Origin of the sequence: Methylobacterium sp. E-045 (assembly GCF_022829685.1) — a bacterium.
In the GTDB taxonomy this organism is placed as follows: domain Bacteria; phylum Pseudomonadota; class Alphaproteobacteria; order Rhizobiales; family Beijerinckiaceae; genus Methylobacterium.
Genome location: NZ_JAKSYE010000029.1, coordinates 28,479 through 46,309, shown reverse-complemented (window position 1 = coordinate 46,309; position 17,831 = coordinate 28,479). Strand labels below are relative to the sequence as shown.

The following is a 17,831-nucleotide window of genomic DNA, read 5'->3' as shown; positions in this document are numbered from 1 at the left end:
CGTCCGGTTGCGGCGGATGAGGGAACCGGTGGCGCCCGAACCCGTTCTGGTCTGGCTAAGAGACTCCACCTTCACCCGCCCGGCTCAGGCCGCGGCGGGTTTTTCGTCGCAGGGGCGTGATGGACGCGATCCTCCTCCCCGCTGCCGCGTTTCCCCCGTTCGAAAGACAATCGGGATGGGACACGAGCCATGAGCGACGGCGCCACTGCGAGCGACAGCCCCTTCATCAAGGGCCGGAACGCCCGCCTCTACGGCAAGACGCGCGACAGCTGTCCCTATTCGGAGGGAAGCGACGATCACGCCGCCTGGATCCAGGCCTTCGACGAGGCCGCCGGCGACGAGAGCACGACCGAAGCCGGAACCGTCGATCCGCAGAAGGCCACCTGACCGCGAGCCGCCCGGCCGGGAATGTCCGGCCGGCGGTTCACGGTCGCGATCGTCCTGTCCTCGTCCGGGCGGGACGACGACTCCAAGACCGGGCGCCCAACATGCGATAGTCGATCCGGCCTTAACCGATCCAAGCGCCGGAGCCACGCATGAATGGACGAAGCCCCAAGGGCGGGCACGGTGTCCGTGCCCTGTCCCAGCACATCCTGCCCGCCGCGGGCACGATGATCGGGGTCTGCACGACGCTGGTGGGGCTGGTGAAGATCGCCGAGGCCCAGATCGGCCCCAGCCACGTGGACGAGGCCGTGTCCCTGACGGCGGTCCTGTTCCTCGTCAGTGCGGCGGCCTCGTATCTGTCCATGCGCCTCGACGACGACCGTCCCCTCGCCGTGCGGCTGGAGCGGATCGCCGACATCTGCTTCGTCATCGGCCTCCTCAGCCTGTCCACGATCACGCTTCTCTTCGCCTACGAGAGCATCTGAACCGACGCGAACCGTCCCCTCGCCGGGGAGGTGCGCCGCGACTGTTCGGCGGAGGGCTGTGCACCGGAGCCGAAGGTCCGTGCCGCTACTCTTGCGGGACGAGACCCGTCACGCCACAACCGTTTGCCGACTGAGAATACGGCGCGCGGGGGGACGTCATGATGGATCGGGTTGTCAGGGCTGCGGCGATGGTCGCGGTGGGGGTCGGTGTGTTCGCTTCGGGAGCATGCGGCAGCATCACGCGCGGGACCTCCGAGAAGATGGCGTTCCAGACGGAGCCCGCCGGCGCCATGATGACCAGTACCAAGGGCTATGCCTGCCCGGCCACGCCCTGCTCCCTCGATGTCGACCGTTCCGACGAGTTCGACGTCACCTTCGCCAAGCCCGGCTTCCGGCCCGAGACCGTGCCCGTGCGCACCAAGGTCGTGGGAACGGGGGCCGCCGGCATGGCAGGCAACGTCATCGCCGGCGGCATCATCGGCATCGGCGTCGATGCCGCCACGGGCGCGGCGTTCGACCATTTCCCCAATCCCGTCGTGGCCACCCTCGTGCCGGACAGCCTGCCGAGCGCGCAGCGCGAGCGCAGGCGCCGCGGCAGAGCGGGTGTGTGAGGGCGATCCCCTCCCCGCCTAGAGCGCTCTCCGCCGAAGTGGATGCCGGTTCGGCGAAAGAGAGTGCGACACAACAAAGATCGAGAGGTGTGCCCCGACCCAACGCGCTCGGGCGCAGCTCTAGGACGTGACCAGGGAGCGGAGGGCGTCGGCGAGGTCGGACAGGCTGAGCTGGCCCTTCTGCAGCACCCGGTCGGCCTGACCGGCCAGACGCCGGCGGTCGTCGGCGGTGACGTCCTTGGCGGTGAGCACCACCACGGGAATGTCGCGCCATTCGGGCTTCGCCCGCAGGACGCGGAGGAAGCCGAACCCATCCATCTCCGGCATCATCAGGTCGAGGAGGATGAGGCAGGGCTTCTTCACCGCCACCGCCTCCAGCCCGGCCCGGCCGTGCTCGGCGGAGGTCACGCGCCAGCCCTCGCGGGTGAGCATCGCCGTCATCCGCTCGCGCACGTCGGCATCGTCGTCCACCACGAGGACCGGGCCGTCGGAGCCCGTGGCCCGGAAGCGCTCCATCGCTTCCTTCAGGTGTCCCCATTCGATGGGCTTGTGCAGGTAGTCGGTGGCGCCCAGCGAGAAGGCGAGGCTCTGCTCGTCGAGGACCGTGACCATGATCACCGGCGTCGCCCCGAGATCGGGGTCGGCGCGGAGCGCCCGGAGCACCGACCAGCCGTCCATGCGCGGCATGGTCACGTCGAGGAGGATCACCCGCGGGCGCAGGGCGCGGGCGCGCTCCAGGCCCTCGCGCCCGTCCGCCGCGCTGGCCACGCGAAAGCCGTCCTTCTCGAGGTAGCGGGTGAGGAGATCGCGGGTCGCGGGATCGTCGTCGATGATGAGAACCTGATCCCCCTTGGCCGCGGTGGAGGGCGCCGTGTCCGGGCCGTCATGGACCATCGTGGAACTCGGCTGCACCTCGACGTAGCGGGCGGGAATCCGGATCGTGAAGGTGGTGCCCTCCCCTTCGCGGCTGGCCACGTCGATCTGCCCGCCGAGCATGGTGGCGAAGGCGCGGGTGATGGCGAGGCCGAGGCCGGTGCCGCCGAAGCGGCGCGTGGTCGAGGCGTCGGCCTGGGTGAAGCGCTCGAACAGCTTGGCCTGTTGCTCCGGGCTCATGCCGATACCGGTATCGACGACGCGGAAGACGAGTGAAGCGTCCTCGCGTACGGCCGAGAGGGTGATCCGCCCGTTCTCGGTGAACTTCGCCGCGTTGCTGAGGAGGTTGATCAGGCACTGGCGCAGCTTGGTCTGGTCGGTATGGGCGAGCCCGAGGTCCTCGGCGAGGTCGAGGTCGAGGGCGTTGCCCTTCTTGCCGATGAGGGCATCCACGGTGGAGGCCACCTCGCGCACCATCTCGGCGACGGGGAAGTCCTCGGCATAGATCTCCATGCGCTCGGCCTCGATCTTCGAGAGGTCGAGGACGTCGTTGATGAGGCCGAGGAGATGGCGGGCATTCGCCTCGATCTTGCGCATGTCGGCGAGCAGGCTCTCCTGGCCGAGATCCTCCATCTCCTCCTGCAGCATCTCGGAATAGCCGATCACCGCCGAGAGCGGCGTGCGCAGTTCGTGGCTCATGTTGGCGAGGAACTGGCTCTTCGCGCGGTTGGCCTCCTCCGCCGATTCCTTGGCGGCTTCCAGCGCCTGCTCGGCCTCCTTGCGCGCGGTGATGTCGGTATGGGCGCCGACCCATTCGCGGACCGTCCCCGCCTCGTCGAGGATGGGGACGCCGCGCACGGCCATGTGACGCCACACGCCGTCATGGCGGCGGATCCGGTGCTCGATCTCGTAGAGGGTGACGTTCGAGACCGCATGGTCCCAGGCGGCCTGCGTCTTGTCGCGGTCGTCGGGGTGGATCGCGCCGAGGAAGCCGTGGCCGGCGGCCTCCGTCGGGGTCTGGCCGGTGAAGCGCGTCCACTCGGACGGGGCGACGGCGAAGCCGCCATCCGGCGGGGTCGCCCAGACGATGGAGGAGGTGGCCTCGGTGAGCGAGCGGAACCGCTGCTCGCTCTGGCGCGTGCGCTCCTCGGTGAGCTTGCGCAGGGTCTCGTCGGTGACGACGAAGCCGACGCCGTCCACCCTTCCGTCGGAGAGGCCCGCCGAGCCCGGCAGCGGATAGACGCTGATCTGGAGATGGCGGACGCCGCCCGGCGCACTCGGGGTCGGCACGGCGACGTCGATGTCGGGCGTGATCAGGCCCTTGTCGCGCGCCGCCTCGAATTTCGGCCGGAGCAGGTCTTCGAGCTCCGGGAGGGTGGCCCAGATCGGGCCGCCGAGGGACGCCTGGAAGCCGCGTGCGTTCATCGTCTCCAGGGCGCGGTTCATGTGGCGGATCGACAGGGTGTGGTCGAGGAAGCCGAGACCCACGGGGGCGTTGGCGAGGACCCCGTCGAGGAGCGCCGTCATGCGCTGGCTGTCGCGCCGGCGCAGCAGGGCGATGCGGCCGAGGAGGCCCATCGCCGCCAGGGCCGAGGCCGCGCAGACGAGGGACAGGATCAGCCCGCGCCAGAACTCCGTCGTCTCGGAGCGGGCGAGGCTGTCGCGGGCATGGTCCTGTCCGACCCGCGTGGCTTCGCGGATGCCGTCCATCATCCGCTTGCCCTCCCCGGTGCGGACGAGGGTCACGGCCGCGTCGAACCCGCTCGCGTCCCGCGCCTCCACCACCCGGCGGGCGAAATCCCGTTCCCCCGTGATGAGGGTCCGCAATTCCCGGCGGCGTGCGGTTCCGGGATCGGCGGATTCCGATTCCAGCCGGTCGAGCTCGCCGATCTGGCCGTCGAGGGTGTCGAGCGCCCGGTTGTAGGGCGTGAGGTAGTTCGGCATCCCCGTGAGGGTGTAGCCGCGCATGCCCGTCTCGAGGTCCTTCATGGTCGAGAGCAGGCGCTCGTTCAGCGTGATGACGTCGTGCTGGCGGGAGGCTTCCGCGCGGCTGCGCTCGGCGAACACGTAATTGGCGAGGCCGGCGACCACGGCGACCGTGAACAGTCCGAAGGCCACGGGCGAGCCGGGGATCCCCCGCAGGGCGGTGGGAACGGTCTTGGGGCCGCGCCAGCGCCAGAGGCGGCGGGAGGAGGTCGGGGTGTCCATCGGGGCGGCTCGCGGTGATGTCGATGACGGATCGGTGGTGAGCGGGGGGACGGCGCTTCCGGCGGTTGCCTATCGTCGCAACCGGTTGCCCAGCACGAAGCCGAACAGGCCCATCAGGATGATGCCGGCGGCGCCCTCGATCCCGACCAGGAGGTTGGTGAAGCGCCCGACCGGCTTGATGCCGATCTCGGGCGGGTTGGCCGTCATCATGTTGAGGGCGCTGTAGCTGAGGAGGTCGAGGGGGTTGTACGTCGCGCTCCCGCTGCCACCCTCGGGGATCAGGCCGCCGGCAATGCCGAACAGGCCGCCGAAGACGACGATCAGGATCACGAAGGCGCGGGCGATGCGCGACAGGCTCTCCCCGTAATCGCACAGCCATTCCACGAACCGGTCGGCGACCCAGCGATAGCCCGATTGCAGGACGGGCTTCCAGCTCCGGGGCGCCCGGGTCCGCCGGGCCCAGGCCGCCCGCGCCTCGGCGCCGGCATGGAGCCGGCCCATGCGACGGCCGCGCTTGTAGGCCCAGCTCGCCTCGTCATGGCTGCCGATGCTCTTCATGTTGTGCTCGATGGCGAGGTAGCTCGCCTGCGCGGCCTCGTATTCGCCCGCGATCTCCTCGCCCACCGCGCCGCCGAGCTGGTCCACCCGGAAGCGGACGCCGGTGAGGAGCGCGCCCGAGAACCGCGCATGGCGCAGGCGGCACGACATCAGGTTGAGGCGCACGAGGTTGGTGTCGGACAGGTCTGCGCCCGACAGATCGGCCCCGTCGAGGGCGGCGCCGGAGAGGCTGGCGCCGCGCAGGCGCGAGCCGGCGAGACGCGCCTTCTTCAGGCTCGCCCCGTCGAAATTGGCGAAGGTCAGGTTCATGTCGGAGAGGTTCGCCTCGTCGAGGCGGCCCCCGTCGAACCGGCTGTAATCGGCATCCGCCCCGGTGAAATCCGCCCCCCAGAGATCGGCGCGGGCGAAGGTCGCCCCATCGAGGAGGGCGCGCTGCATCCGGGCAAAGCGCAGCGTCGCGCCCGTGAAGTCGGCATCCTCCAGCATGGCGTCGGAGAAATGCGCCTCTCCGCCGACGATGCCGGTGAAGGTCGCGCCGCTGCAATCGGCCTCGCTGAAATTCGCCTCCTCCAGAATGGCGCCCTCGAACCGGGCCGAGCGGGCCAACGCCCCGACGAGGGAGGCGCCGGACAGGTTGGCGCCGGAGAGGTCGGCCTCGACGAGGTCGGCTCCCTCGAGATGCGCGCGGCACAGGCCGAGGCCGCGATGCGTGGCGTCCCACCATGGGGGAGGCGCTTCGCCGGGAGGGATGCGCGCGAGCAGGTCCTCGCGCCCGGCCCGGAGGCCGGACAAGGCGAGGCGCTCGTCATCCGAGCGGAAGGGACGCCCGTCCCCGTCCGCGAGACGGGCCAGGAGCCCCTCGGTGGCGGCGTGGGCGGGGGGCGGATCGCGATCGGCCATGGTCTCAGCCGCGTCCCGCCCGCGCAGGAGCGGCATAGCGCAGGGCCGCGTCGAGGGCGTCGTTGAGGGAGGTCACCAGCACGTCGGCGGAGGTGGTCCGGCGCAGGCGGTCGAGGGTCGAGGGGTCGCGCTCGCGCCAGAACCCGACCAGCACCTTCACGCCGGGAAGCTCCTTGCGGGCCTGGCGGACGGTGAGACGGATCTGCGAGAGGCTGACCGGTTCGAGATAGGAGAAGCAGATCATCGCGATCTCGTCGGCACGCTCGGGCCGCTTGTCGGCGCGCAGGTCGGCGAGCGAGGTCATCTGGGCGGCGAGGCCGTGACGGCCGAGGGTCTGGCTCAGCATCAGGGTCGCGGCCTCGTCGAAGGGACCACGGCTCGAGACGCAGAGGATCGGGGTGGCGCCGCGCCACGTCGCGTCGAGATCGTCCCGCGCCAGGACGATGCCGGCGGAGCTGCGGTCTGGCCCGGCGGCGGCGATGGCGGCGGCGGCCTCGGCGCTGCCGGCCGAACCCGACCGCTTGATCGGCGCGAGCTTGAGCCGGTCGACCACGGTGCGGATCGCAGCACCCACTTCGCTCTGGCGCGACCGGTCGAGGGCGCCGCGGGCGAGGTCGTCCTGCGCGAGGCGAAGACCCGCGAGCACGACCTCGTCGTAATAGGTCACCAGCGCCCGCGCCTTCAGCACCTGCCGGCCCTGCTCGATCGCCTCGGCCGGGTCTCCGGCGAGCATGCGCTGATAGAAGATTTCGGGGGGCGCCAGGGCGGGCTGGTCGCCGAGGATGACGTCGAGGAACCAGAGCCGGTCCACGTGGCGGCCGAGGACGACGAGGCAGACCGTGATCGGCGTCGCGAGGACGAGGCCGATGGGTCCCCACAGGAAGGTCCAGACGGTGGCCGCCAGGATGACCGCCAGCGGCGAGAGACCGGTGGAATGGCCGTAGAGCAGCGGCTCGACCACGTGGCCGGCGATGGGCTCGACGATGAGGAACAGGAGCGCGGTGGCGATGACCATCGACCAGCCGGGATCCACCGCCGCCGCCAGGATCAGGGGCAGCAGGGCGCTGATGGCGCCGCCGATATAGGGCACGAAGCGCAGGATGGCGGCGAGCACGCCGAACAGGATCGGGCTCGGCACGCCGATGAGCCAGAGGCCGGTGCCGATGACCGCGCCGAAGGCGATGTTGAGGGCGAGCTGCGCCAGGAAGAACCGGCTCAGCCGGCTGGTGGCGTCGTCGATGGCCGCCGTGGTGCGGCGCAGGTCGCCCGACCCGGCGAGCCGGATGGCGCGATTCCGCAGGTCCTCCCGCTGCAGCAGGATGAAGATGGTGAAGAGGAGGATCAGGCCGGCGGTGGCGAGGGGGTGCAGGATCGGCCCGACGAAGGCGCCGAGCGTCGTGGCGAGGGCGGCCTGCGGGGTCGCGACCACCACGTGGAGCGGGTTTGCGCGGCTGCCCGACCGGCCCGGAAGGTCTTCGTCCTTCGGGGGCGCCGGCTGCAGCTCCTCGCCGAGATCCTGCACCATGTCGACGATGCGCGACAACGTCCCGCTGCCCGACGTGGCCTCCTTCACCGACGCGATCTTCTCGCGGATGGTGATCTGGTAGCGCGGCAGGTCGGAGGCGAGCTGGCCCGCCTCGGTGGTGATGAGCAGCCCGACTCCGATGATCGCCGCGAAGGCCGCCACCACGACGAGGGGCGCCGCGGCGGCGCGCGGCACCATCGCCCGTCTCAGGAGGCGCACGGCGGGCACCAGCACGAAGCTGAGCAGGATCGCCAGGACGACGGGCACGATGATGTCGCGGCCGAGGTACAGGATCGACGCGATGGTGACGACCAGGAGGCACGAGGCCAGGATCGTGAACACCGGCATCGCCTGCCGCAGCAGGCGCGCGGTGATGGGATCGTCACTCATGGAGAATGGGTCTTCTCGTCTCGACGCGTGTCAGTGGAAGCCCCGTCCCGGCGGGAGGCGCGACGTCTCGGATCGGACCGGCGGTCAGGCCGGGCTGTCCGCGCCGCCCAAGGCCGCGCCGATCTGGGTGAGGAGCTTCGAGAAGTCGATGGGCTTGGGGTGATAGTCGTCGCAGCCCGCCTGGATCGCCTTGTCGCGGTCGCCGAGCATGGCATGGGCGGTGAGCGCGATGATCGGGATGCCCCGCGTGTCGCCGCTGGACTTCAGGGCGCGGGCCGCCGACCAGCCGTCGAGAATGGGCAGGTTCATGTCGAGGAGGATCACGTCGGGCCGCCCGGCACGCGCCTGTTGCACCCCGGCCTCGCCGTCATGGGCGAGGATGACGTCGTAGCCGCGTCGCTTGAGACGGCGGGACAGGAAGTCCCAGATCTCTTCGTGATCTTCCACCAGCAGGATCTTGGCCATCAACGGAACTCCGGCATCATGTCGACCCGACGCGTCGGGCTGCGTTTGCGTGAGTGGTCGTTCGGGAGGCCGGGATTCCTCACGTCCGATCGCTCGTCTTCTCACCATCAGTTTCCGTGCCTGCCGGCCCGGTCACGACGTCCTTGTCACGACGTCCTCGCCCCGCCTCCGCCGAAGGCCGGCGCCGGATAGGTCCGTGCACGCGGCGGATGGGTGCAAGTCGGCATCGTCCCCTCCCCGCCCGGCCCAGCACAGCGGCGCCCGAAGGCGGAGCGTCCTGGTGTCAGGCGTGGTGACGAAGTGCAACGCACCAATCGTGTTTCCGGTCCTCGACCACGACAATTCTGTCGCCCGTCACGGGGAGGGCGCGAAGGCCCCGGATCCGGGGGCGAGTCTCGGAGACAGCCTCAGAGAGCGCTCGTGATGAGGATCGCGGCGGCGACGGCGACGGCATCCTCGACGATGGCGGCCGGCTTGTCCGAACCGAAGGCGGCGGCCATCCGCGCCCTCGCCCCGGCGCCGCCCAGCGTCCCGATGACGGCGCCTGTCGCACCCGCAAGGCTTGCCGCGACGGGCTGTCCCAGGCCGATCCCGATCGCGCCGCCGCAAAGGGCGCCGCTCACGATCCGCGCGGCGAACTGCACGGGCACGGTCCGGCTCGGCGTGGCGGGAAGCATATCCGTGACGAACTCGGCGAGCGCGAGAAGGGTGAGGATGACGGCCGTCGAACGGTAGCCGAGAAAGGCGAGCCAGCTTCCGTCGAGGGAGATCCAGCCGAGATGCGCCGCCCAGGCGACGGCCGCCGGCGCGGTCATGGTCCGCAGGCCCGCCACCATCCCGATCAATCCCGCGAGAACGATCCCGGCCATGGAGTATGTCCCGCTGCGACGCCATCGTCGAAGCCGGAAGATCGACCCGGCAGAGGCTAAGTCAAGGTGGGCTCATGGCAGCAGCGGCGAGCGAGCCGCCGGCGCGATGAGCACGGCCCGACGGGAACGGGGCCCCGAAGGGCCCCGTGATCCGTCACTCGCCGTCGATCTGGCGTCCGAGCTGGGCGATCGCCTTCTGGTAGACGGTGGCCGCGTTCCATCCCTGGATCGCCGCGAAGTTCGGCTCGCCCGGCTGGTAGCCCGCTCCGGCCCTCCAGCCGTGGCCTTTCAGGAAGTTGGCGGTGGCGTTGAGCGCATTGGGAGCGCTGTCGAGGCTGCCGCCGGTGCCGTAGGTCAGCACGTTCTTGGGCAGGAACTGGGTGTGGCCGACCTCGCCATGGGCGGCGCCGCGGGTCGCGGAAGTGAGGATGCCGCGATCGACGAGGGTGAGGGCCGCGTAGAGCTGGTCGGTGAAGAAGTCCGTGCGGCGGCAATCATAGGCGAGGGTCGCCACGGCGGACAGCGTGTTGATGTTGCCGCGGACCGCGCCGAAGCCCGTCTCCATGCCCCAGATCGCCAGGAGCGGACCGGCCGGCACGCCGTAGCGCTGCTCGATCGAGGCGAACAACGCCGCGTTGGTCTGCTTCAGCTTGCGGCCGCGTGCGACGATGGTGGGGCCGCCGCGCTTGGCCAGGAACTGGTCGAGGGTCAGGCGAAAGCTCTTCTGGCCCCGGTCGGCCGAGATGGTGGCGCCGGAATAGGAGGTTTCCATCAGGGCGGCGAGGCTCGCGGCGCTGGCGCGACCCTTCGCCTCCTGAGCGAACTGGGTCTTCCACGCCTCGAAACCGCTGGCCGTGTTGCCGCACTGGGCCGCCTGCGCCGTGCCGGCCATGCAGGCCAGGGCACCGAGGCCGGCGGCGATGATGGCCCCCTTGTAGCCGCGTCTGGTCATCCAAAACTCCTCCGTCGCGGCAGCTCTCAGGAGACCGCCGGCTTTGCCGATCGCCCTAAGCCGTTCCGCATGGGAAGGCTACAACCTTGCCGAGGTGTCGGCGCGCCCCGTACCAGTTCCCGGCAAGATGTGATCTTCCGGTTACCACCCTGACCTTCCGCGCGCTTTTCGCGCGTGCGCTGCCCGCGCTCGACGGGCCGTGGCGTCCCACCGGGGCGTGGGGCGCGGGAGGAATCCGACCGGTTTTCTCGAGCCGCCGAGCCCGTCGCCAACGTCAGAAGGACAGCCTCATCCCCGCCACCACGTTGCGGGGTGCTCCGGCGAAGACCGAGCCCGGTGTGGTGGCGAGCACGCCCGCACCGTTCTGCAGGCCGCTCGTGGCGTTGAGGGTGTTGGCGAGGTTCTGGGCCGAGGAGATGTAGGTCTCGTCGAAGACATTGCGGACTTCCGCATAGAGGCTGATGCGCTTGGCGTAGCCGCCGGTGAGGTCGGCCGCGTAATGCACGTTGGCATTGACGAGGGTGTAGCCCGGCGCCTTCAACTGGTTGGCGTTGTCGATGAAGAAGCCGTCCTGGACCACCGCCTCCACATAGGCGCCGAGGCCGGCGAGCGACCCGGTCGGCTGATCGTAGCCGATGCGGGCGAGGAGCTGATGGGCGGGCACGCCCGGAATGGCGTTACCGGCCCGGTCGAACCGCTCGGTGAAGGCTCCGGCGCTCAGTTGCTCGGTATATTTCGTATAGATCTGGTCGTCGAACGTGTAGGCGGCCACCGCCCGCCATCCGGGCGAGAAGGCCCAGTCGGCCGCGACTTCGATGCCGCGATGCTCCGAGGCCGGGGCGTTGAACGTGTAGCTCAGCAGCCCGGCGCCGGGTGATTGCGAGACGAGTTCGTTGCGGAAGAACTCGTAGAAGCCGGTGAGGCTGAGGCGCAGGTTCTCGGTCGGTGTCCAGTCGGCGCCGAGGTCGAAGCCGAGATTCTCCTGGGTCTCGAGCTGGGTGTTGCTGCCCGGAAGGCCGGCGGGGGTGATGAACAGGTTGCTCGCCGCCGGCGTGGTGTAGCCGGTGGCGGCCCGCCCCCGGAACGCCCAGGCGGCGTTCGGCCGGTAGACCAGGGCGAGTTCGGGGGCGACGTTGAGGAAGCTGCGGTCGGTCGTGGCCAACGTCGTCGTCCGAGCGGTCGCCGAATAGCCATAGGCGAGATTGCGCCCGGTGATGGTGGTGTTCTCCGCGGCGATGCCGAGGACACCCGTCCACTGGTCCGAGAGCGCGACCTCCGTCCGGGCACGGCCGCCGAGATTCGATTGCACCGCTTCCTGATCGCCGATCAGCGCGCCGAGGGTCGGGCCGCCATAGGGGGCGCGGTTGAAGGTGGTGATGTGGTTGTCGATGGTGTTGTAGGCGAGCGCCACGTAGCCCACCGCCGGCAGGCCGAACAGGTCGCCGCGCCGGGTCAGGTCGGTGAGGAAGTTCCAGGACGGATAGGAGCCCCGCGACGAGGTCGCATAGAAGGGCTGGTTGAAGTTGCGCTCGTCGAATCCGAGCTGCGTGCGCCACGTGGTCTGCGCGTCGATGTCGTGCTCCCAGCGCGCCGCCACGATGGTGCGGCGGTCCTTGCGGCCGAAGCCGCCCTCGTCCGCCGTGACGGGGATCCTCGTGCCGTAAGCCCCATTGGCGAGGAGCCCGGTGAGGGTGCATCCCGGCGCCGCGGTGGCGGCCGCCGCGCAGCCGCGCTGATAGGGGTTGATGCCGAACTGGTCGAGGGAGGAGCGGGCGGGCAGATCCGCGTTCACCTGGTTGTTGATCACCTTCAGGGTGAAGCGGTTGTCCGGGGTCGGGGTGTAGCTCGCCAGCAGGTTGATGGTCTGGGTGTCGTAGGAGGCATGGTCCTGGTAGCCGTTGCCGCGGGCGTCGCTGGCGAAGAGGCTGATCTCCACCGGGCCGCTGACGCCGCCGACGGTGAAATAATTGCTGAGGTAGCCGAAGCTGCCGGCATCGGTGCCGATCTCGTAGCCGTCGATCTCGCGGCCGGTGCGCGTCCGGAACGCCAGCGCACCGCCGGTGGCGTAATTGCCGAACAGGGCCGATTGCGGTCCGCGGAACACGTCGATGCGGGAATAGGCGCGCGGATCGACAAGGTCGAAACGGGAGGCGCCGTCCGGCTGGGTGAGGATGAACCCGTCCTCCAGGACCACCGTGTTCTTGGTGACGCCGGTGGAGCGGGCGTTGTTGCCCCGGATCGAGATGGCGACGTCGCGCGCGCCGTTGCCTTGCCGCACGGTGACGCCCGGGCTGTTGACGAGGACCGAGCCGATATCCGTGGCGGGCCGGTCGCCGATCGTGCCGCTGCGCCCGACCTGGGTCACCACCTGCCCCACGGGGTGTTCGATGACGCTGGGGGCCGAGCCCTGGGGCGAGGCGACGCCGAAGCCGCTTCGGCCCGCCTCTCCGACGACGGAGAGTTCCGGCAGGGTGACGCCGTCCTCGGCGGCTTGCGCCAGGGCGTCGGTGCCCGCGAGCGGCAGGGCGGCGAGGGCGAGGAGGGCGCGCCGGGCGCCGCTGCGGCGAGGGGCGTGAGACAGTCTGGAGAGGGACATCGAAGGGGTTCGTTCCGGATCGCAACAGGGGGATGCGCCGCTGCGGGACGGCGCGCGCTGGATCAGGATGCGGTCGGCGGCGCGCGCGCCTGGCCGGAAGGGCGATGCGGACGGGCCGGCTCGGATGGCGGCGGGATCGCCCAGGCCAGCGCGTGCCATCCCTGGCGTCGCGCCAGCGATGGCGCTTGGGGAACCAGGGGGCTCGACAGCCCGACGGTGCAGAGCGGGCAGGCCTTGCAGGCCGGCGTGGCGGGAGCCTGATCCCCGATGGCGGGGGAACGCTCCCCCTGCCCGCAGATCGCCGAATGGTCGAGGGCGGCGACCGTCGCGGACATCCGTAGCGCGGCCAGCGGCGCGATCGCCTGTCCCCACAGGGCGAGCAGGATCAACCCGCCGCCGAGGCAGAGGCGCAAGGCGCGCATGGCGCGCAACAGGCGGATGAGGTCGGTCACGGGGGCTGCTCCCGCGTCGCCCGGATCAGGCCGCCGCCGGTCGCCGCGCTCCGCGCCGGAGGGCCTGGATGCCGAGGTCGATCCCGATCATGGCGAGGATCGCGAGGCCGGTGAGGGGAAACAGCGCGCCCAGACCGAGGACCAGCGCGGTGACCGTGGCCGCGATCCGGCGGTCGCGCGGCCAGGGCGGGACGCCGAGGCCGCCGGCGGGCCGGCGCTTCCACCACATCGCCGCGGCGGTGACGCTCAGCAGGATCGTGGCGAGACAGAAGGCGAGCATGGCCAGCTGGTTGAGCCGACCCCAGTACTCGCCCTTGTGCAGGCCGATCCCATATTGGATCGCCTGCCCCACCCCGCCGAGATCGGAGAAGGCCACGTCCAGCAGGGGCGCGCCGGTATATTGGTCGAGGGAGATCAGCCGCTGGCGGTTCACGTCGCGGGGATAGACCGCGGCGGCGTAGATCCCGGTCGGACCGACCGGCAGCGCGACCTCGTAGCCGCGCGGCATGCCGAGACCGTCGAGGATGGCGGTTGCCCGGTCGAGGCCGATGGCCGGCGCCTCCGCCGCCTGCGAGACCGGCATCGGCGCGTCCTCCATGGTCCAGCCGGTATCGGTCAGCCGGTCCCTCATCGGCACGGCGGACACCGCCTTCCCCGCCCACAGAGCGCGCGGCTGGCCGAGCCCCGCCTCGTTGGACAGGGTGCGGACCTGCTGGCCCCACCAGACCGACCAGGGCAGCCCGGTGATCGCGAGGAAGAACAGGCCGGCGCCGGCCACGAGGCCGGTCACCGCGTGGAGGTCCCGCCACCAGACGCGCTTGGCCGGTCTGGCCCGAATCGTGACGACACCGCCCCTGTTCCCGCCCCCCTGCCCGCGCGGCCACCACAGATAGGTGCCGGTGACGACGAGGATGATGGCGAACCCCGCCACGACCTCGACGATTCCGTTGGCGAGGGTGCCGAAATAGCTGAGGCTGTGCAGGCGCCGCACCACCATCATCGGGTCGCTGTCGGCGGCCACCGTGTCGAGCACGTCGCCGTTATAGGGGTTGAGGTAGACCTGAATCCGGGTGGCGCCCTCCCTCATGATCACGATGGCGGTAGCCGTCGCGGAGGCCGGGCCGGTGAAGGTCGCCGGCACACCTCCCGGAACGGCCTCCGAGGCGGTGTAGACGAGACGGCTCGGGCTCAGGGTGGCGCGGCCCTGCGCCGCCACCTCGGTGCGGTGGGCGAAGAGCGTGGCGTTGATCTCGTCCTTGAACAGGTAGATCGCGCCGGTGGCCGAGAGCAGGACGAGGAACGGCAGGCACAGCAGCCCGGCATAGAAATGCCAGCGCCAGACGGCGCGATAGACGCCGTCGCGGGATACGCGCATGGCGGCCTGCGCCGGGGAGGCGCCCTGTCGGGAAGAAGTCATCGGGAAAGGTCCGGGTCCGAGCGATCGAAGACGTGTGATCTCTCAGGCGGACGGCGGACCTCGCGATCCGATGGATTGGTCGGGCGGTGCCCGGGCGGGCGGGAGCGCCACGTCCGGACGGGGCGGAAGCGGGGCCGGTGAGGCCTGCCAGACCACCGTCGCGAAGGCCGTGTCCGGTCCCGGCGCCTGCGGCCCCGCATGGGCCGCCGTGCAGCACGCATGCGCGCAGGCCGGGCTCGCATCGGCGGGATCGTCCGGCCCGTCATGGCTGCAGAGGGCGCTTTCCCATCCCGCCGGGGCCGGTGGCGCCAGCGTGCCGAGGAAGGCCTGGAGGCACAGGCCGTAGAGCGCGATCACGGCGATGATTGCGCGCAGGCCGGCCGTCCCTGGCGAGAGCTTCCGCATGACTTGGCCTTACGGCACGGGTTCTCGCCTCGTCAACGTGACAGGCGGAACGGCGGTGTCTTCGGTGTGCGCTCCGGTCATGGGGGGCGGACCGCCCGGTTTGTCGTCCTGGCAGGCGTCTGCCGCCTTCAGCCCATCGTCGTTGCACAAATGCCACGATCCCCAATCCGATCATGTCATCTTGGGACGTGCATCCTGCTTATATTAGATCAATCAAAAACTAAACATTATAAATTACAATTACTTGCCTTAAAATTTCAATGATACGACAGCCTGAGGAGGTGTCTTATTATAATGGCTCAAAACTGATCAAGTTGATCTTCATTTTGGCCGTCGCTAGCAGCGGAGTCGGCCCTCATGGGCCGGGACGATGTTTCGATGCGGCGCGGGGGCGGAAGATGACGGTTCGAGCGAGAGGCATCGGTGAATCCCGAAAAGTTCGGTGCGCTCTTCTGGCCGGTGTCGCCGCAGGGGCCTTGCTGACTGGAATCGTTTCCGTTCAGGCACAGGCGCCGAACCCCCCGGGAGCCTCGAATGCCCGGAGCGCCGCCGGAGCGAGGGATATCCGTTCGGTCAATCTCGACGAATTGTCGGTCGAGGCCCAGAGCCCGACCTTCGGCACCGACGGCTTCGTGGCCACCCGCTCCACGGCGGGCACCAAGGGCAACGGATCGATCCTGGAGACGCCCGCCACGGTCAGCGTCATCACCCGCGAAGAACTCGACGTCCGTGGCGTGCAGGACATCAACACGGCGGTCGCCTACACGCCGAACGTCTACGCCATCGACTATCCCGGCGGCCAGGGCGCGCCGAGCTTCACCCTGCGCGGCTTCCGGTCGATCAATTTCGAGAACGTCTACGAGGACGGGCTGCGCTACGGCTTCAACGCCTACGACCAGAATATCGAGCCCTACGCCTATGAGCGGATCGACGTGGTCAAGGGGCCGATTTCGGTCCTGTACGGCGCGGGCCAGCCCGGCGGCATCGTCAACCTCGTCTCGAAGCGGCCGAGCTTCATCCGCTCCAACGAAGTCTACCTTCAGGGCGGCTCCTACGACCGAGTCCAGGGCGGGTTCGATCTGACGGGACCTGTCGTCGGCAACGAGCAGTTCGCCTACCGCTTCACCGGTCTCGTCCGGAAGGCCGACACCCAGGTCGCCTATTCACCCGACGACCGGGTGTTCCTGGCGCCGTCGCTCACCTGGAAGCCCGATGCCGACACGTCGCTGACGATCCTCGGCAAATACGCCAACTACCGGCGCGGCGGCTCCGAACAGAGCCTGCCCATCGTCGGCTCCATCGTTCCGAGCCAGTACGGCTTCTTCAAGCGCGACGTCTTCGTCGGGCAGCCGAACTTTAACAAGGAGCAGGTGGAGACGAAGTCCATCGGCTACGTCCTCGACCACACCTTCGCCCTCGACTGGATCGTCCATTCGGCCACCCGCTTCACCGAAACCAGCACGGCCTTCAACGTCGTCGGCTTCAGTTTCCTGCCCGACGACCGCTCCATCTCGGTCTTCCCGTACCTGCGCGATCAATCCTCCGAATCGATCGTCAGCGACAATCACATCGAAGGCCGGTTCGACACGTTCGGCATCAGGCACAACGTCGTCTTCGGCGTCGATTTCCAGAACTACGTTCGCCGCGACCGGCGGACGTTCTCGGATACGGACACGCTGATCGACCTCTACGATCCCGCGTATCCCCCCGGCGTCACCCTGCCGAACCGTACCGATGTCTCCCAACGCCAGATCTCGCAGCAGACGGGCATCTACGCCCAGGACCAGATGAAGGTCGGCAACTTCATCCTCACCGGCAGCATTCGCAACGATTGGTTCAACGGGCGCGCCACCAATCTGCTCGCCAGCCGGACCTTGGAACAGGACATCTCGGCGTTCAGCTATCGCGGCGCTGTCGGCTACGAGTTGATCGAAGGCGTCGTGCCCTACGTCGCGTATTCGACCTCGTTCAATCCGCAGCTGGGCCAGGCGCGCCTCGACGGAACGCTCTACGACCCCACCGAGGCGCGACAGATCGAAGGCGGCGTGAAGTATCAGCCGCTCGGGTCCAATGCCCTCTACACGGCCTCGTATTTCGAGATCAATCAGACCAACATTCTGGTCCCGGACCAGCTGAACTTCGGCAATTTCCTTCAGATCGGCGAGGCCAGGTCCTCGGGCTTCGAACTCGAAGGCAAGACGACGATCGCCGACGGCCTGAACCTCATCTTTGGCTTCGCGCATATCAACGCCACCGTGATCAAGGACACGCGGGACGGCTTCGTCGGGCGGAGATTGCCCAACGTGCCCGAGAATGCCGTGTCGCTGTTCGTCGATTATGCGCTCCCGGTTGGAAGCGCCTTCGGCGGCCTCCGGCTCGGCGGCGGCGTGCGCTATGTCGGCGCGCGCACGGACACGACCAACATCGATCACCTGCCATCCTACGCCCTGGTGGATGCGTCGATCAGCTACGACCTCGCCCGGCTGAATCCCGGCTGGAAGGGGGCGACCGCCTCGGTGACCGCCACCAACCTGTTCGATCAGCGGTATTTCACCTCCGGCTTCTATCAGGGGACGGTCTTCGAGGGCTTCCGCAGGACCGTCCTCGGAACCGTCGCCTACCGCTGGTAGGATTCGTCGGCGCCGCGATGATCGCGAGGCGATCCACGTGGCCGATGGGCTCCCGGGCATTCTCGTCCGGAGCCTCCGCAGCGTGCCGGCGGCGAATGCCCGCCTCCGGGG

14 protein-coding genes are annotated in these 17,831 nt (G+C 69.4%); 4 read left to right on the top strand and 10 right to left on the bottom strand.

The window, feature by feature from the left end; all coding sequences use genetic code 11:
• Positions 1-189 precede the first annotated feature (189 nt).
• The 3 genes from MKK51_RS03665 (at position 190) to MKK51_RS03655 (ending at position 1,480) form a co-directional block, all read left to right on the top strand.
• Positions 190-387 carry an Rmf/CrpP family protein gene (locus MKK51_RS03665; protein WP_243975042.1) on the top strand — a complete coding sequence of 66 codons (198 nt, stop codon included), beginning with the start codon at positions 190-192 and terminating at the stop codon, positions 385-387.
• A gap of 149 nt (positions 388-536) precedes the next feature.
• The gene (locus tag MKK51_RS03660) at positions 537-869 is read left to right on the top strand and encodes a hypothetical protein (protein WP_243975041.1); all 333 of its coding nucleotides are present in this window, start codon (positions 537-539) and stop codon (positions 867-869) included.
• 161 nt (positions 870-1,030) lie between these two features.
• Positions 1,031-1,480, top strand: coding sequence for a translation initiation factor 2 (locus MKK51_RS03655; RefSeq protein WP_409565608.1), 450 nt, complete (start codon positions 1,031-1,033; stop codon positions 1,478-1,480).
• 120 nt (positions 1,481-1,600) lie between these two features.
• Here the strand turns inward: MKK51_RS03655 and MKK51_RS03650 are convergent, their stop codons facing one another.
• The 10 genes from MKK51_RS03650 to MKK51_RS03605 form a co-directional block, all read right to left on the bottom strand.
• The gene (locus MKK51_RS03650) at positions 1,601-4,561 is read right to left on the bottom strand and encodes a response regulator (RefSeq protein ID WP_243975039.1); all 2,961 of its coding nucleotides are present in this window, start codon (positions 4,559-4,561) and stop codon (positions 1,601-1,603) included.
• A 69-nt stretch (positions 4,562-4,630) separates the two neighbouring features.
• Complete coding sequence (locus MKK51_RS03645; protein ID WP_243975037.1) at positions 4,631-6,019, bottom strand: pentapeptide repeat-containing protein; 1,389 nt, start codon at positions 6,017-6,019, stop codon at positions 4,631-4,633.
• Between the two features lie 4 nt (positions 6,020-6,023).
• Entirely contained in the window at positions 6,024-7,934 is a 1,911-nt protein-coding gene (locus MKK51_RS03640; protein WP_243975034.1) for an AI-2E family transporter, read from the bottom strand.
• 84 nt (positions 7,935-8,018) lie between these two features.
• Complete coding sequence (locus tag MKK51_RS03635; protein ID WP_243975032.1) at positions 8,019-8,399, bottom strand: response regulator; 381 nt, start codon at positions 8,397-8,399, stop codon at positions 8,019-8,021.
• Positions 8,400-8,806: 407 nt separating this feature from the next.
• Positions 8,807-9,268, bottom strand: coding sequence for a DUF4126 family protein (locus MKK51_RS03630; RefSeq protein ID WP_243975030.1), 462 nt, complete (start codon positions 9,266-9,268; stop codon positions 8,807-8,809).
• Positions 9,269-9,422: 154 nt separating this feature from the next.
• Positions 9,423-10,220 carry a lytic transglycosylase domain-containing protein gene (locus MKK51_RS03625; RefSeq protein ID WP_243975028.1) on the bottom strand — a complete coding sequence of 266 codons (798 nt, stop codon included), beginning with the start codon at positions 10,218-10,220 and terminating at the stop codon, positions 9,423-9,425.
• Positions 10,221-10,494: 274 nt separating this feature from the next.
• Positions 10,495-12,816, bottom strand: coding sequence for a TonB-dependent receptor family protein (locus MKK51_RS03620; protein WP_243975027.1), 2,322 nt, complete (start codon positions 12,814-12,816; stop codon positions 10,495-10,497).
• A gap of 62 nt (positions 12,817-12,878) precedes the next feature.
• On the bottom strand, positions 12,879-13,268 hold the full coding sequence (locus tag MKK51_RS03615; protein WP_243975024.1) for a DUF2946 family protein: 390 nt from the start codon (positions 13,266-13,268) through the stop codon (positions 12,879-12,881).
• Between the two features lie 25 nt (positions 13,269-13,293).
• A complete protein-coding gene (locus tag MKK51_RS03610; protein WP_243975022.1) occupies positions 13,294-14,685 on the bottom strand; it encodes a PepSY-associated TM helix domain-containing protein in 1,392 nt (463 codons plus the stop codon).
• A 42-nt stretch (positions 14,686-14,727) separates the two neighbouring features.
• Positions 14,728-15,090, bottom strand: a complete 363-nt coding sequence (locus MKK51_RS03605) for a hypothetical protein (protein WP_243975021.1) — start codon at positions 15,088-15,090, stop codon at positions 14,728-14,730.
• A gap of 476 nt (positions 15,091-15,566) precedes the next feature.
• Here MKK51_RS03605 and MKK51_RS03600 point away from each other — a divergent pair, with 476 nt between their 5' ends.
• Positions 15,567-17,720 (top strand): TonB-dependent siderophore receptor, encoded by a 2,154-nt coding sequence (locus MKK51_RS03600; protein ID WP_243975020.1) that lies wholly within the window; start codon positions 15,567-15,569, stop codon positions 17,718-17,720.
• Positions 17,721-17,831 lie beyond the last annotated feature (111 nt).